12 protein-coding genes are annotated in these 15415 nt (G+C 60.0%); 8 read left to right on the top strand and 4 right to left on the bottom strand.

The window, feature by feature from the left end; translation table 11 throughout:
• The first annotated feature begins 77 nt into the window (after positions 1–77).
• The 6 genes from ACFFSY_RS11605 to ACFFSY_RS11580 all read left to right on the top strand — a co-directional run bounded on the left by ACFFSY_RS11605 (position 78) and on the right by ACFFSY_RS11580 (position 9691).
• Positions 78–1871 carry a response regulator transcription factor gene (locus ACFFSY_RS11605; RefSeq protein WP_377493988.1) on the top strand — a complete coding sequence of 598 codons (1794 nt, stop codon included), beginning with the start codon at positions 78–80 and terminating at the stop codon, positions 1869–1871.
• Between the two features lie 116 nt (positions 1872–1987).
• On the top strand, positions 1988–5458 hold the full coding sequence (locus tag ACFFSY_RS11600) for an endo-alpha-N-acetylgalactosaminidase family protein (protein ID WP_377493986.1): 3471 nt from the start codon (positions 1988–1990) through the stop codon (positions 5456–5458).
• Positions 5459–5883: 425 nt separating this feature from the next.
• The gene (locus ACFFSY_RS11595; protein WP_377493984.1) at positions 5884–7014 is read left to right on the top strand and encodes an ABC transporter substrate-binding protein; all 1131 of its coding nucleotides are present in this window, start codon (positions 5884–5886) and stop codon (positions 7012–7014) included.
• Between the two features lie 149 nt (positions 7015–7163).
• Positions 7164–7571 carry a hypothetical protein gene (locus tag ACFFSY_RS11590; protein WP_377493982.1) on the top strand — a complete coding sequence of 136 codons (408 nt, stop codon included), beginning with the start codon at positions 7164–7166 and terminating at the stop codon, positions 7569–7571.
• Positions 7572–7637: 66 nt separating this feature from the next.
• Complete coding sequence (locus ACFFSY_RS11585; RefSeq protein WP_377493980.1) at positions 7638–8942, top strand: ABC transporter substrate-binding protein; 1305 nt, start codon at positions 7638–7640, stop codon at positions 8940–8942.
• A gap of 494 nt (positions 8943–9436) precedes the next feature.
• Positions 9437–9691 (top strand): acyl carrier protein, encoded by a 255-nt coding sequence (locus tag ACFFSY_RS11580; RefSeq protein WP_377493978.1) that lies wholly within the window; start codon positions 9437–9439, stop codon positions 9689–9691.
• Positions 9692–9776: 85 nt separating this feature from the next.
• On the opposite strand, the gene ACFFSY_RS11575 is transcribed toward ACFFSY_RS11580, so the two are convergent.
• The 3 genes from ACFFSY_RS11575 to ACFFSY_RS11565 are packed head-to-tail and all read right to left on the bottom strand — an operon-like array spanning position 9777 to position 13047.
• Positions 9777–10826 carry an ABC transporter permease gene (locus tag ACFFSY_RS11575; RefSeq protein WP_377493976.1) on the bottom strand — a complete coding sequence of 350 codons (1050 nt, stop codon included), beginning with the start codon at positions 10824–10826 and terminating at the stop codon, positions 9777–9779.
• Positions 10823–11878 carry an ABC transporter ATP-binding protein gene (locus tag ACFFSY_RS11570; RefSeq protein ID WP_377493974.1) on the bottom strand — a complete coding sequence of 352 codons (1056 nt, stop codon included), beginning with the start codon at positions 11876–11878 and terminating at the stop codon, positions 10823–10825. Before ACFFSY_RS11570 ends, ACFFSY_RS11575 begins: the two co-directional genes overlap by 4 nt.
• Before the next feature lie 2 nt (positions 11879–11880).
• A complete protein-coding gene (locus ACFFSY_RS11565; RefSeq protein WP_377493972.1) occupies positions 11881–13047 on the bottom strand; it encodes a COG1470 family protein in 1167 nt (388 codons plus the stop codon).
• Positions 13048–13218: 171 nt separating this feature from the next.
• Here ACFFSY_RS11565 and ACFFSY_RS11560 point away from each other — a divergent pair, with 171 nt between their 5' ends.
• Together ACFFSY_RS11560 and ACFFSY_RS11555 are read left to right on the top strand one after the other, a co-directional pair.
• Positions 13219–13809, top strand: coding sequence for an RNA polymerase sigma factor (locus tag ACFFSY_RS11560; RefSeq protein WP_377493970.1), 591 nt, complete (start codon positions 13219–13221; stop codon positions 13807–13809).
• The gene (locus ACFFSY_RS11555; RefSeq protein ID WP_377493968.1) at positions 13806–14603 is read left to right on the top strand and encodes an anti-sigma factor domain-containing protein; all 798 of its coding nucleotides are present in this window, start codon (positions 13806–13808) and stop codon (positions 14601–14603) included. Before ACFFSY_RS11560 ends, ACFFSY_RS11555 begins: the two co-directional genes overlap by 4 nt.
• An 88-nt stretch (positions 14604–14691) precedes the next feature.
• Here the strand turns inward: ACFFSY_RS11555 and ACFFSY_RS11550 are convergent, their stop codons facing one another.
• On the bottom strand, positions 14692–15066 hold the full coding sequence (locus ACFFSY_RS11550) for a hypothetical protein (RefSeq protein WP_377493966.1): 375 nt from the start codon (positions 15064–15066) through the stop codon (positions 14692–14694).
• Positions 15067–15415 lie beyond the last annotated feature (349 nt).

Here is a 15415-nt window from a genome sequence, read left to right as displayed (position 1 = left end):
GAATGCGATTATGGATGGAGAGGGAGACACCGCCGGCATGCCTCGGCGGACCACAGACGGGAGGGGGAAGCGTCCAGATGTACAACGTCATGATCGTCGACGACGAACCGCTCGTGCGGCTCGCGCTCCACCGGATGATCGACTGGGAGGGGCTCGGCTTCCGCATTGCGGACGAAGCATCCGACGGCGAAGAGGCGCTCGCGAAGCTGCGTAAGACGGAGCCGATCGACCTGCTGCTCCTCGATATCAACATGCCGCGCATGAACGGCATTCGCCTGCTGCAAGCGATCAAAGCCGCGGACGGCCTTCCCTCCCGACCTGCCGCGGTCGTCCTGAGCGCGTACAGCGAATATGCGTACGTCCGGGAGGCTTTCTTGCTCGGCGCGCTCGATTATATCGTGAAGGCGGATATGGATGAGACGCATATCGGATCGGTATTGAACAAGGTCAAGGACCACCTGGCGAGTGCCCGGAACCGGCAGGCGGCTGCCGAACCGGCGCCGTCCGCCGCAACGATCATGGACCGACGGGAGAGGGAGGAGCGGCTGCGTTCGCTGCTTGCGCCGGAAGCGCAAACGCGAGCTTCGGCGACAGGGGATCCGCCTGCCGGCGCGCTCGCTGGCCTCTTCTCCTCTAGCGACGACGCGGCGCCGGCTTCCGCAACGTCCGCGGAAGCCGGCAAAGAACGTCTCTCGACCGAAGCTGTCGCCGGGTCGGAGGCCGGGGATGCGGATGGTGCTTGCGGCAGTGCCCAATTCCTGCTCCCTTGGACCGTGAACGTCAAGGCGGCCGTCATCCAGCTGCCTGGGGAGGCGTGCGACGACGAGCGGCTCGGCTTCCTGCGCCAGACGGTGAGCTCGCTCTTCGCGGCGGCCGAGATTCCGCACGAGCTATGCGAAGTCGAGCCGGGCTGGTGGGCGGTGCTGGCTTCCTTCCCCGAGGATCGGAGCGCTTCGGCCATTCACGCGAAGCTGGCGGCCGTGCTCTCGACCGCCCAGACGCGGCTGCGTCAATATATGAACGCCTCCGTCTCCATCGGCATCAGCCGCACCGCGCAAGACGGAGGCCAGTGGCGGGCGCTGTTCGGGGAAGCCAAGTCGCTCGCGGCCCTATCTTACTTCCACGGCTTCGGCTCTATGTACTACTATGAGACGCACGGCAGCCGATTGACCGAGTTCGGGCAGGCCGATCGTTCAGCGCTTGCCAGGCTGCGGGGCATGATTGCCGCGGCGTTGGAGAAGCCGGACGATGCCGAGCTGCGAAGCGCCTGGGAGGAAGTCGCGAAGCACCGCGCCGCGATGGCGGCGTGGACGCGGGAGGAGCTCCGTCAGTGGATGACCGATCTGTTGTGGGAATCCAGCTCGCTGCTCTATAAGCGAGGCTTGCGATGGGAAGCGCTGCAAGGCGGGGGGCGGCATCCGGAGGAAGCGGTCCATCGCCACGACACGCTGGATGGCGCGCTGCAGGCGGTTCGCGAGCTGCTTCTCCAAATCCGCGGCATGCTGCACGGCGGCCAGCCGGAGATGGGGAGGCGGTATAGCCCGCCGGTGGCGATGGCGAAGCGGATCTTGGACGAACATTTCCGAGAAGATGTCAATCAGGCGCTCGTCAGCCGGATGGCGGGCGTGAGCGAGAGCTACCTGAGCAAGCAGTTCGCCAAGGAGGTCGGCTGCAATTTCGTCCCCTACTTGACGAACCTGCGGATCGGGGAAGCGAAGCGGCTGCTGGTGCAAGGCGTCAAGATCGCCGACGCGTCCGAGCGGGTGGGGTACTTGAACCCGGAGCACTTCAGCCGATTGTTCAAGAAAGTCACCGGCGTTAGCCCGAGCGCTTACCGGGACGAACACTGCGTGAGCTTTCAGCAGACGTAAACGCATGAACGGAGCAAACACCGCAAGATGCGCCGAAGACGCCAAAACGTGGATATTCCGCTTGTTAAGGCGTCTTTTGTTATTCATTCCGCAAGCGAAAAGGAGTTGGAGTTTATATGTTTTTACGCGGCGCCCTACATTCCCATTCCCGCACGGCATTGCTTGTCGTGCTGCTTTGGTCCATGCTGCTTGCTTCGGCCATTCCTTCCGACGGCGGGTGGGGGACCGTCCCCGCGGCGCATGCCGCCAGCTTGTCGATAGCGTCCTCGCAGCTGACGGTCGCGGTCGACGACCAGTTCCCGCGCGTCATCGAGTATACGATGGCGGGTTCGGGCGCGAAGCTGTACGGCCAAGACGAGACGCTGACGCAGGTGAAGATCAACGGCACAACCTATACGCCGGCTGTGACGTTCTCCAAGCCGGACGGCGCGACGGCGCAATATGCGATGAACATCGCTTCGATCGGCGTGACGGTCAACGCGGCTTTGAAGGTCGTCGGCAGCACGCTCGAATTCAAGGTAACGGGCATAGCGGAGAGCGGCGCGACCAAAGTGAATACGTTCGAAATTCCGAATCATAGCCTGCTGTCGGTCCGCAGCACGCAGACCGGGGCTGCTTTCGCGGGGAGCGTCATGAACACCGCCGTCGCCGGATCGGGCGACACGTTCGCGAGCGTAACCGGCACGCCTGCGACGAATGCGAGCGCGCAGAACTATCTGTACGCCTTCGTCAACACGAATCAGCTGGCCGGCGGACTGTGGACGAACGCGGTATCGGAGAGCTCGGAGGCGGGACGCGTGAAGAAGCAGACCGTCTCGCGCGCCGGTTTCTATCGAACCGGGCTGTGGAGCGGGGAGTGGATTTATCGCGCGAGCGGCATGAGCGTGCCGGATCCCGAGCTGCCGCAGGCGAAGGTCGCGATTACAGCCGACGCTAACGGGGATTCGGTCGTCGATTGGCAGGATGGCGCGGTGGCGTTCCGTTCGATCATGAACAATCCCCAAGGGGCCGACAACGTGAAGAACTGGGTCGTTCAGCGGGTGCCGATGAATTTCGGCAGCCAGGCGACGAATCCTTTCACGAAGACGCTCGACGAGACGAAACGGATGAACCTGGCGACCGACGGTCTCGGCCAGTTCGTCCTGCTGAAGGGCTATGGCTCGGAAGGGCACGACTCCGGGCATCCGGATTACGGCGACATCGGCAAGCGCCAAGGCGGCGCGGCCGATCTGAACGCGCTCGTGAATAGCGGCCACGCTTACAATGCGGCTTTCGGCGTGCACATCAACGCGACAGAATCGTACCCGGAGGCGAAGGCGTTCAACGAGCTGCTCGTCAATCCGGCTTCGCCGGGGTGGGATTGGCTGGATGCTTCATATTACAACAACAAGCGGTACGACGCGACGTCGGGCAACCGCCTCGCGCGCCTGCAATCGCTGAAGGCGCAGGCGCCGAACCTGGATTTTATCTACCTCGACGTCTGGTATACGAAAGGCTGGGACGCGCGCAAAATCGCCAGCGAAATCAACGGCCAAGGGTGGACGCTCGCGACGGAGTTCCCGGACGATCACGAATACAACGCCGTCTGGAACCATTGGGCGGTCGACTACAATTACGGCGGCCAGGATATCAAAGGCTACAGCAGCCAAATCTCTCGCTTCATCCGCAACCATCAGAAGGACACGTGGATCGCGCGCCATCCGCTGCTCGGCGGCACGGAGATGGACGACTACGAAGGCTGGCAGGGCCGCACCGGCTTCGATGATACGATCAAGATGACGTTCGGGACGAATCTTCCGACGAAGTACCTGCAGCATTTCCCGATTCTGAAGTGGTCGTCGAACGCGATCCAGCTCGAGCAAGGCGTGAACGTCAGCGACGCTGCCGGTACGCGGGTCATCACGAAGAACGGGGTGAAAGTGCTGGAAGGCAACAACTATTTGCTGCCGTGGAGTCCGGTCACGGAGGATAAGCTGTACCATTGGAACGGGAGCGGCGGCAGCACGACATGGACGCTTCCGGCAAGCTGGTCGGGCTTAAACGCCGTGAAGCTGTATCGCCTGAGCGATCAAGGCCGCGTGCTGGTCGGCGATCTTCCGGTTAGCGGCGGGACCATTACGATCAACGCGGCCGCGAATACCGCTTACGTCGTGACGAAGTCCGCTTCCGGCGCGGTGCCAACCGTAAACTACGGCGAAGGCAGCAAGCTGAAGGATCCCGGCTTTAACCAAGGCAGTCTGACGAATACTTGGACGGTAACGGGTACGGGGGCGTCAGTCGTCCGTAATGCGCGCGGCGATTACGAGCTGAAGATCGGCACGGCCACTGGCGCGACGACGGTCAGCCAGAATGTAACGGGGCTGGCGCCGGGCACCTATTACGCGTCGGTCTACGTATCCACGGCAAGCGGGCGCAAGGCGTACCTCGAGGCGACGAGCGGCGGGACGACCGCCAGCAGCTACGCGGACAGTTCGCTGTGGAGCAACTACATCTCTGCGGATGCCAAGCGCGACACGACAATGCAGCGGATGTACGTGACGTTCGACGTGCCGAGCGGCTCGAATGCGGCGGTCATCGCGCTTCGGACCGACGGCGGCAGCGCGGCGGTGACATTCGACGACGTTCGGATCGGAACCGCGAGGCGCACGCCGAACCCCAACAACGCGTATTTCGTTCAAAATTTCGAGGACGTGCCAAGCGGACTGTATCCGTTCGTTAAAGGCCCGGCGGGCGGCGTGAACGATCCGCGCACCCATCTGTCCGAGCTGCACGCGCCGTATACGCAGAAGGGCTGGAACGGCAAAGCGATCGACGACGTCATCGCCGGCAATTGGTCGGTGAAGGCGCACTCGGAAGCGCAAGGGCTGCTGCTGCAGACGATTCCGCAGACGCTGCGTTTCGCGCCGGGGACGAATTATACGGTCAGCTTCCAGTATGAGAATCAGACGGCTGGCGCCTATGCGTTCGTCGTGGGCGAGGGAACGGCCGTCATCTCGACGATTCCGTTCGCCGCAGCGACGGTACCGACGACGTACACGCAGGCGATTACCGGATCGGCCGGCGGCAATACGTGGATCGGCATCCAGAAGGCGAACGGCGGCGCGGGAGACTTCGTGCTCGACGATCTGATCGTGACGGTAGGCGGCAGCGGCGGGGGCGGCGGGGGCGGCACGACGCCGCGAATCAAAATCGCGAAGACGGACAGCCGCGCGATTACCGATCTGACGATCAAAGCGGAATTTACGGTCGAGAACGCGCCGCACCGCGACGATGCGCTCATCGGCGCATTCGACCAGTCGGTCGCGTTGACGCTTAACGCGCGTAACGGCGCGCTGACCGGCGGCGTCTGGACGGGCGACTTCCTGAAGGAGACCGGCCGGACGGCGGGTCCCGCGGCGGTCACCATCGAGAAGACCGACACGCGCGCGATCGCGTCGATCACGCTGACGGCGGAATTCAAGATCGACGGCGCGCTGCACCGCGACACGCATGTCATCTCGTCGTTTGACCAGAGCTATGATCTCACGCTGACCGGCGCGAACGGTACGCTAGTGGACGGCGTGTGGACGGGGGATTTCTTGAAGTAATGGAATGTTGATCATCGCGTCACGGGGGCCAAGACCCGTGACGCTTTTTTTTTGGTTCGATAAAATTCGATGTATCAGACAACGAACGAGGTTGGCTATCGGCGAGGATAGACAATTCGGGAAAAATATGTTTCGAATGTGATTCGAATCATATTTAAGGGGTAATTGTTCCTGCTTTTTTATATGGAGAGGAAAGATGGTTGAAAAATGGAACTTTTAGGAAATAGGTACAAAGACCCATTTAATATTTTTGTAATAATAGTGTAATATGTTCCCTGTCAGTAAGAGATTTCCAAAATATCAAAATATGAGGTGCAGAATTGAAGTCGCTCTGGAAGATGGTTTGTTTAGTTATCCTATCCGTTACGCTAGTTTCTTGCAGTGACGATAACGTTTCGCTACTAGATATGAGCAGCAGCGAGGTTTTGCAAATCGGATATTACTCCGAGCAAATGTTCAATAATCGCTATACCGACCTGCTGGAACGCGAGTTTCCTAATCTGCGCTATCAAATCGTATCCTACGGAGAAGTGATCAAAGGGAGAATGACAGCCGAAGATTGGCTCGCGCAAAACAAGGATCTTGACGTAATATACGTCCCTCGTTATCAGGCCGAGGCGTTTATTAATAGCGGGCGGATCAAGGAACTGGACGACCTGATTAAACGGGATCATTTTGATTTGTCCGCCTACGTCCCTCAAGCAATCGAGTTGGCTCGTAATTACGGCGATGGGAAGCTTTACGGAATCCCTGTCAATTACTATGCCAAAGCGCTGTTGGTCAATCGGGACCTATTCAAGCAATTTGGCGTCACGCCTCCCGCCGATCAACAAAGCTGGGAGGAGATATTGACTATCGCCAGCCGATTCTCTTCGCCCGATCAGCCGAACCTAAAAGGGCTTCAACTCGCGTATCAGCCATCGGCATTGATTCAAGAGATCGGTTGGGGCAAAGGACTGGCGATGGTTGACGATACAGGCAAAAAGGCGACGTTCAATTCGGAGTCATGGTTGCCCGTATGGGAGAACGTGATTGCCGCCATGCAATCCGGGAGCTTAACGTTCGAGAACAGTCCGACGATCGAGGCATTCCTCAAGGGAGAGCGGGCCATGGTTTATGCTTCCATCGACGAATTTTCTGCCATCCGCAGTAATCCTGCATCTTTCGAGTGGTCCTTCGTGACGGCGCCCGTTGGGACGGCTGGCGATAACGTCACCCGGCAATTCGCCATCGACGGCTTCTATGCGTTGGCTGGCTCGAGTCAGCATGCGGACATGGCGTGGGAACTCCTTCAATTCCTCAGCTCCGAGAAGGCGGCGCGATGGGGAGACAGTTTCGTCTACGGCTTTTCGACGCTGCAGGGCCGCAATGACGAGCAGAATGCGGCGTTCCGCAAACTGGACGCGGGACGGCCGTACGAGTTCAATTTGTCTCCCAAACTCATCAGCATGCTGGACGCCACGCTTCAAGAAGTAGCGGGCAAGAAGAAGGAGCTAAAGGTGGCGCTGACCGAATTGCAGGCGAACGCCGAAACGGTCATCGCCCAAGAAGAATGAGATCGCGGTGGAACCGGGGATATTCCCTGTCTACATATATCGCCTGGAGAATCGGCTGATCGCTTGTCCGACGTCCGGGTGCCTGAGCGTTTCCTAACTGCAGTAGGGAATCGAGGGATCTAACTTATATTTTATTGGAGGGTTCAAGTATGAAAAAAGCGGCAAAAAAATCGATGTTGGTCTCCATTCTTGCGGCAGTGGCCTTGACGGCAGCAATTCCGGTCTCGGCAGCCGAGGTTGCAGACCCAAGCGCGGAGGTAGTTGCCTTCATCGGGACTAGTCAACAAAGCTCGAGTTACATCGTAGGCAAAGCCTATGCGCTATCCAACAACTCCAACTTTAAGTCGATCAACGTATCCGGGGTCTTCTCCGTAGCCGGCGTGCAAAAAGAATCCGGTACGGCGACTTCCACGACCAAAGGCGCGGAAGCCGCCTGGTATACGAAAGATTCGACCTACAGCAGCAAGGTCACTGCTAAACTTACGTCGGCATCCCGCACGTACTACAAGGACGGCACGCAAAGCGCGCAATCTTACGCCACGCCGGCTACTTGGTAAGAAGCAAATAAACGCGAATAACAAGGGCGGGAACTTCCCGCCCTTTTTTGGAGGTTTCTAACCACGATGCGAGCGCTAAAACTGCTGCTTCCCTTCACTTTGATCGCGCCTTTGATCGGCGGCTGCTTCAGCTCCGAAGCAGGCAAACCCGTAGAGATTACCGTTAATTATCCGGACGAGAACGGATTTTACCAGAAGTACGGGTATGAATTCGAAAAAAAACACCCCGGCATCAAGATACGCGTGGAAACTATTGATGTTACGCCTTCGGCGAACACACGCGTCATGCCGGATATCGTGTTCATGGATACGACCGCGCAATTTCAAGAACAACTGAAGCAGGGCGCGTTGTTGAATTTGCAGAAGTTCGCGGACGAGGACGATTCCGGCAACCTGGACAAGCTTTCGCCCATTATGACCGACTTGCTGCGCAATGACGACGGCCAGCTGCATGCGCTGTCGCCTTATTACTCCAGTCAAGGCATTTATTATAACAAAGGCTTGTTCAAGCAATATGGCGTCCCACTCCCCAAAAACCAGATGAGCTGGCGCGACTTGCTCGAATTGGCGCAGCGTTTTCCAAAGACGAATGGCAATGGCGAGCGAATGTATGGTTTCGTGACGAACTATTATCGCGAGATCGAATTCGCCACCTTTTTGAGATACGGACAGACGGAAGGTCTATGCTTTATTAACCCCGCGACATTGAAAATCGCGATCGATACGCCGCAGTGGAGAGACATCTATAAGACGACGGTCGAAGCGTTCCGTTCGGGAGCCATTAAGAACGAGGCGGAAGACGAGGACGCTCAACTGACAGCGGATCCGCTGTTAACGGGACATGCAGCCATGCAGATTTATTACCAGGACGCCGGGCTTAACATGGAGGCGGCTTACAAGCACTACAAACTGCAGCCCATCGACTGGGACGTGGTAACGCCGCCGGTCAATCCATTGATACCCGAACAGTCGGACTTCTTCTCGCTCAACGAAATTTTCGGCATCTCCGCCAAAAGCGCATACCCCGAAGAAGCTTGGGAGTTTCTCGAATTTGCCGCGAGCGACGTGGACAACGTCAAGCGGAACATGAGCAATAGCGGAGTCGGCATTCCGGCTACGAGCGAATTAAACATCGTCATGGAAGGGCATGACACGAAGGTATTTTCGATGCTGCGTCCGGCGACGACCAACGTCAATCCGTATGATGCCGTGCATTATGACATCGTCAATGCTTTCAAGGAAGTGGGACAAGCGATCACGGAGAAAGTGATCAAGGGCGAGCTGCCGATCGACGACGCCTTGCAGGAAATCGAGAAACAGGGGCAAGCGGCGGTGGATAAAGCCAGGGCTGCGACAGGCGGCAGCGGTTAGTTAAACGGAGCATGGAGCGGTTCATTGTGACATGGCCAAGTTTCATTGAATTTCACGGCCAAGACAACGGCATCGAACGCTGCATCGATCCGCGTTGCAGCAGACATCTACTATCTCGGCGGACAATACCCTCTCTCGTTGGTCTCTATTCTATTTAAGTGCTCCAGAATAAGGATCCATCTATGTCCTTTTCCTGAAGTAACGGAGGAAGAGTTCGAGGCCGTGCTCGTTTCGTTCAAGGCAGCCGAATCATGATGGCAAAGAAGGCGCCGCAGGCTTGAAGGCCTGCGGCGCCTTGTTGCGCTTTCGCTGCAGGCGATTCGAAAATCGCCTCTTTTCAAATGCCGGTTTTTCTCCTATTGTAAAACGTGAAGGATAATTTACAGAAAGATGCAAAATAACTTCAAATTAGCAGCGAGCCGCCCGTGGTTTCTGAAGGAGTGATGTCTAATTCTACTTGGCAGTCTACTATTGAATCGTGAGAGGGGTAGTTTATGTCGACCGACCAAATTAAGTCGGAACTGGTGGCCATCATCAACGAAGTGCTGAAGCAGGAAGTCGATTACGAGACGGGCCACACGATCATTTTCGTCAACCGGGAGCTGAATTCGTTCACGTTCCTGCAGTTTCTCGTCGGGGTGGAAGACGCCTTCGACATCGAATTTCCGGAGGATCTGCTCAGCGTCGGGCGTTTCGCGTCGCTGGACGACGTCGTGGATTACATCCAAGCCCAGGCGGTTGGCGCGTAGCGGAACCGGTGGACCCGCAACCGAATTCGCGACATAGAGAACGACAAGGCTGCCGGCGACGGCAGCCTTGTTTGACGTACGCGCATCATGCGCGCGAGCGGATCTCTTGGCGCATGAACAGCGCGTAGGAGATGCCGAAGCAGATCATCGTCGCGGCGAGCAGGCCGACCAGCTGCGGCCAGCAGAGCAGGAGGCTCTGCCCGAGCGGGAGCGGGCTTGCGATCGCCCCGACGACCTGTGCCGTCGTAAGCGGACCCAAGGAACGCACGCCCGGCGTCAGCAGCGTCGTCGTCAGTTCCGTGAACAGGAAAGACGGCGATATCCGGTTCAGCAGCAGCATTTGCTCGGCATGGCGGACGAGGATCGAGAGCGCCGACGTCTCCGCAGGCGCCGTCGCCTTCTCGATCAAGCCGACGATCATGCCGTAGAAGATCGAGAAGAACAGCCACAGCGCGATGCCCGACAGCGCGGAGGTCGCGGCCTGGCGGAACCGGATCGAGAACAGGAGGGACAGGTTCAACCAGAAGCCGACGTAGACGACGGCCACGAACAGAAACAGCACGACGCGGATGAACTCTTCCGGCGTCGGCGGGTAGCCGATGGTAAGCAGCCCGAGACCCATGACCAGGAAGCCGAGCGCATACAGCACGACCGCGATAAGCAGCAGCGAGGCCGTGAATTTCGCCAGGATGAAGTCGTCCCGGTAGACGGGCTGCGAGAGCAGGCGGCCGAGCGTGCCTTTGTTCCGTTCGGCGTTCACCGCGTCGAAGCCGAGCGCAATGCCGATGAGCGGCCCGAGGAACGTGACGAAGGTCGCGAACGTCGGCAAGCTGCCGTCGGAGGCGGTGAACATCTGGAGGAACAGGAATTCCGTGTCGGTCGCTTGTGCTTCGACGCCGGATTGCAGCGCGGTAACCGCCGCATAGATCGAGCCGATGCAGGCCAGCGCGATGATGCCGATCAAGATGCCGAACCGCCAGCTGCGCATATGATCGCCGAACTCCTTCTGCACGATGACCCAGAATGGGGAAGGCGTTCCCGCGGCCGCCGACAGCGACGCTTCTCTGCCGTCCCCGCGCCGCAGACCAGCCATCCACGAGCTCCGCCGCGCGGCGCCGATTGCCGTTTCCTTCATGCGCGAGCCCCTCCTTCAAAATAGCGGTGATAAATATCGTCGAGGCCGTATTGCTTGCGTTTCAAAGCGAGCAGCCGTCCGCCACCCTGGACGACCGTGGCCGCGGCCTCCGAGGCGACGTCCCGGTCGCACGCCAAGAGGACGAACGTCGTCCCGGCTTTCTCTTCGTCGGAAGCCGCGGCGAGGTGAGTGGCATCCGCGGGCTCCGTCTCCTCGCTCGTCCCGGCCGCCTCCGACGCGCGAACTTCCTTCACGCCGGGCAGCGAAGCCAGCGTCTTGGCCAAGCGGGCGTTCCAACCGCCGACCGCAAGCTCCACCGTCACGGCGCCGTCCTGATCGAGCTGGCGGGCCAGCGAAGGCACATCGCCTTGGGCGATCAGCTCGCCGCGGACGAACAGGCCGACGCGGTCGCAAATTTGCTGCACTTGGTGCAAATGATGCGAGGACAGCAGCACGGTCAGCCCATCCTGACGGCTAAGTTCGCGGATAAGGCGCAGCAGCTCCCGCACGCCTTCGGGGTCGATCCCGAGCGTCGGTTCGTCGAGGATGACGATGTCCGGCTGCTTGATCAGCACGTCGGCGATGCCGAGGCGCTGCCGCATGCCGCGGGAGAACGCGCCGACCTTTTTGTGCTTGGCTTCCGCGAGTCCGACCCGCTCGAGCAGGCGGTCGGCGAGCTGGCGAGCCTGCTCGAGCGGAATCCGGTTCAGCCGGGCCGTGTACAGCAAATTATCCAGCGCCGTGCGGTCTTCGTAGAAGCCGACGTCGTCCGGCATGTAGCCGACGCGGCGCTTGACGGTAAGCGGGCTGCGCGCCGGGTCGAGGCCGCATACGCGCACGCTGCCTTCCGTCGGCTCGGTTAATCCGAGCATCATGAGAATGGTCGTCGTTTTGCCCGCTCCGTTCGGGCCGAGCAAGCCGAAGATCTCGCCTTTGGCGACGGAGAGGTTAAGCCCGCTTACGGCCATTTGCTCGCCGTACCGCTTTTTCAGTCCCTTCAGCTCGATAATCGGCCCCGTCGCGTCAGGAGCCGTCCATGGCGATGCTTCCATGCTTACCGCCTCCCGTATTTCCGGAACAAGTAGTAGATGCCCGCCGCGACCAGGACGATGATCAGAATGCCGATCCAGCCCCACAGCACGGACGTTTCGACCGCGACGCGGAATTGGGCGCTTGCGGATTTCTCGGGCGCGGACGCGGTGACGTTCACGACGTAATCCCCGGCGAGCGCTTTTTTGTCCGCTTTAATCGTCGCCTGCACGCGCGCCGTCTCGCCCGGCTTAATGGATTCGACCGTGGACGGGGCGAACGTGACCTCCCAGCCGGTCGGCGACTGGGCGGATAAGCTGACGTTCTTCAATTCCGCGGAGCCGGTGTTATCGAGTGTCAGGTCCAGCTTGCGCTCCGATCCGGCCGTGACGTCGGTGCTCAGCAAGTCGTTCGGGGTGCTGAGCGACAAGGCGTACGAGCCGGTGACGACCGCCTCGAACACCGTTTCGGCGGAGCTTTCGTTGTTCGTGGCCGCGACCGGGATTTTGTACGTGCCGGCCTTGACCGTCTCCGGCGGCTTGACGCCGATGCTGATCGATTTCTCGCCGCCGGCGTCGACCTCGACCGAAGTCACGCTCGTGCCGCCGTCGGTGAACGTGACGTCCCAGCCCGGCTCTGCCTGCGCGTTCAGCGCGTACGTCTGCTTCTCGGCCGTCCGGTTACGCAGCGTCGCGCTGTAGGAGAACGTCGAATCGCTGTGACCCTGCATGTTCGGCTGCTCGGTCGTAAGCTCCGTGCGGAACGTGCCCTGCTCGGAGACGACGACGGCAAGCGGGAGCGTGCCGCCGCCTGCTTTCACTTCGAACCGGTAGACGCCCTTGTTAATCTCCAGCGGCACGTGAAGCATCAGGTTCAGCGTCTGCGATTCGCCGCCCTTGACGGCGAGACGGTCGACCGCGCGGCCGCCTGCGGTCAGCTCGTAGTCCCACTTGTTGCCTTGGGCGTCGAACGCGACGTCGACGACGGCCGTCGTCTCGCCGCGGTTGATAGCCTCGATCGAATAGCTGATCGCGTCGCCCGGCGGGGCAGACAGCTGGAGATAAGGCGTATACAGCTCTACCGTCCCCGCGGCGTGCGCCTGCTGCGGCAAGGCGCACGCCAGAGCGGCCCCCAGGCATAGTAGAACAACCAGAAATCTTGACATCATTGGCTTGCTGCATGCATACCGCATGCGAATCCCTCCTCAAGTCATGTTCGCCGCATGGCATTCATTGGGGGTACGCGCGAGATCGGCCGGCGGATTTACGCCGCGAAAAAAAATATTTTCTCCCGCCGCGTTTTTTGGTACAACGGAAAAGAGAAACTGGATTCGGACATTGACCCGGGAGGTAGTGAAAGGAACATGGACCATCCAACCGATGACATGCGCGAGGTGCTGCTGGCCATGTGCGACGGCTCGACTTGCGCGTTCGAGACGTTCTACGAACGGTTCGCCCCGCTCGTGATGAAGATCGCGCTGCGCGTGACGGGCGACCGGATGGAGGCCGAGGACGTCTGCCACGACGTTTTCCTGGAAGTGCTGCGGCGGGGCCGTGCCTATGACCCGTCACGGGGATCGATCGCCGCATGGCTGGCCGTCATGGCCCGGAGCCGGAGCCTGGACCGGATGCGGCGCAGACAGCGGCTCGTTCAGGCGGAGGCCGAGGAGCTGGAGAGAGCCGCGGAGGCCGAGCCGACGGAGGAAGCCGTGTTGACGCGGCTGCAGAAGGAAGAGCTGCTGGAGGCGCTGCGGGCGCTGCCGGACAATCAACGGACGGCGGTCGTCGGCAGTTACTTCGGCGCGAGAACGCAGCGGGAGATGTCCGCGCAGTGGAACGTGCCGCTGGGCACCGTCAAATCCTGGGTGAGATACGGGCTGAACCATCTGCGCAGACAGCTGGAGAAGCGCGGGGGAACGAACGAGAACGCGTCGGCGAAGGAGGCGAGAAGATGAGCGCAAGCGACGAACGAGTACAACGATGCGGACGGCGATACGCGGAAGAAGACATCGTCGACCTGTTGACGAATCGGAAGCCGGCTGCCGAGGCGCTGGCTATGCGCCGGCATATGGCGTTATGCGCCGCTTGCCGCGCGCTGGCGGACGAGTGGGCGGAGCTGCTGGATGAAGGCGCGACGGCAGAGGGGAGTCCGAATGCCGGCGCAGGTGAGCGGATTGCCTCGCCGATGCCATCCGACAACGTCCGGCTGAGGCTGGTACGGCATGTCCGCCGTGCTGCGGTCCGCAGACGGATCGCGAGCGCGATGCGCAGTCATAGCAAGACTCTGTCTGTCGCAGCGGCGGCGGTCGTGCTGTTCGTCGGTCTGGCAGGCCTCATCCGGACGGCGCACGAGCCGGAGGAGCGTCGCGCCGAATACGTGGCCGAGCACGAACCCCGCGCGATGGTGCTGGTGAACAATCCGCGGACGGCGAGCTTTCGGGTGCATGCCGCGGGCGACGAGCTGGGCGATGGATACGTGTGGTTCAACGGGGCTTCGAGCGAAGTGCTCGTGCTGCTTGAAGGCCTGCTGCCGAGCGACGATCTGGACGTCCAGGCATGGGCGGAGAACGAGCAAGGGCGGGAGAATCTCGGCGTGCTTCGCCACGAGGAGGCGGACCGGGCGCATCTGTACGTGCGCGGCCATTCCCTCGACCAAGCGCGGCATATCGTCTTGACCGTGGAGCCGTCGGGGGGCAGCGACAAGCCATCTGCGCCGGATGCCTTGGTGTTCCGTCTGCCGGCGAACTGATGGGATTGGGGAGCACCGGACGGCGTATTCAGTCACGAAGAAACGGGAGTCCGGCCTTGGGCCGGACTCCCGTTTTACGGTTCGGAGTTTAGTTATGGAGCACAATGACTTTCCTCGCCTTTACCGCATGGATATCTCGCTTGTTATAGGGTTTGGACAGCAGGATTCGCACGCGATCTCCATTCGCAATGTCGGCTAACGTAATGGGGTTGCCTTCTGAATCCTCGATAGTCGTATTCGCGCTAATATGAGCTTCGCAGAGGTACCCAATGTCATCGCCAGATCCTCCGTTCCACTTGCGAATTTGGTCTGAGCAATTAAACTCGAGCACTTCTTTGCCGACCGAGCCTTCTACCGTTCCGCTTATCTCCCTCGTAAACGTATGCAGCAGCACATAGCCGACAAGCGCGGCAATCACGACGGCGACGCAGACGAGCAGCGCGACGTTCTTGCGATGCGTCATATTATCACCTCCTCCCGCCCCTTTGACCTTTTGTTGCTCCCTCCCCCTTCCCCCTCCGCTGAGGGGAACCAAGCATATGCTTCCGAAGTGCGCTTTCCGTTGGAAAACGCTCAGACTTCGCCCTCTGGACGCCCTTCTTCGTGCTGGCACATTTGTCCGCGGTCGGCGGGTTGGCTTGAGCTGGGCACGCTTTTGTCCTCGCGGACAAAGCTTCAGTGGGTTTTGAAGTCAGCCCGAAGTCATAAGCCTGTCAACTATAGGAAGTGGGTCGCTTCACCGGACGTTTTTCCTTAACCTGACAACAATCCCCCAAGGTAGTAATTAGTTTCTCTTCTTCCTCTAACGCTGC

Source organism: Paenibacillus aurantiacus, from assembly GCF_042431225.1.
In the GTDB taxonomy this organism is placed as follows: domain Bacteria; phylum Bacillota; class Bacilli; order Paenibacillales; family Paenibacillaceae; genus Paenibacillus_Z; species Paenibacillus_Z aurantiacus.
The sequence above is the reverse complement of the archived record's forward strand: the minus strand, read 5'-3'. Positions and strand labels throughout refer to the sequence as shown.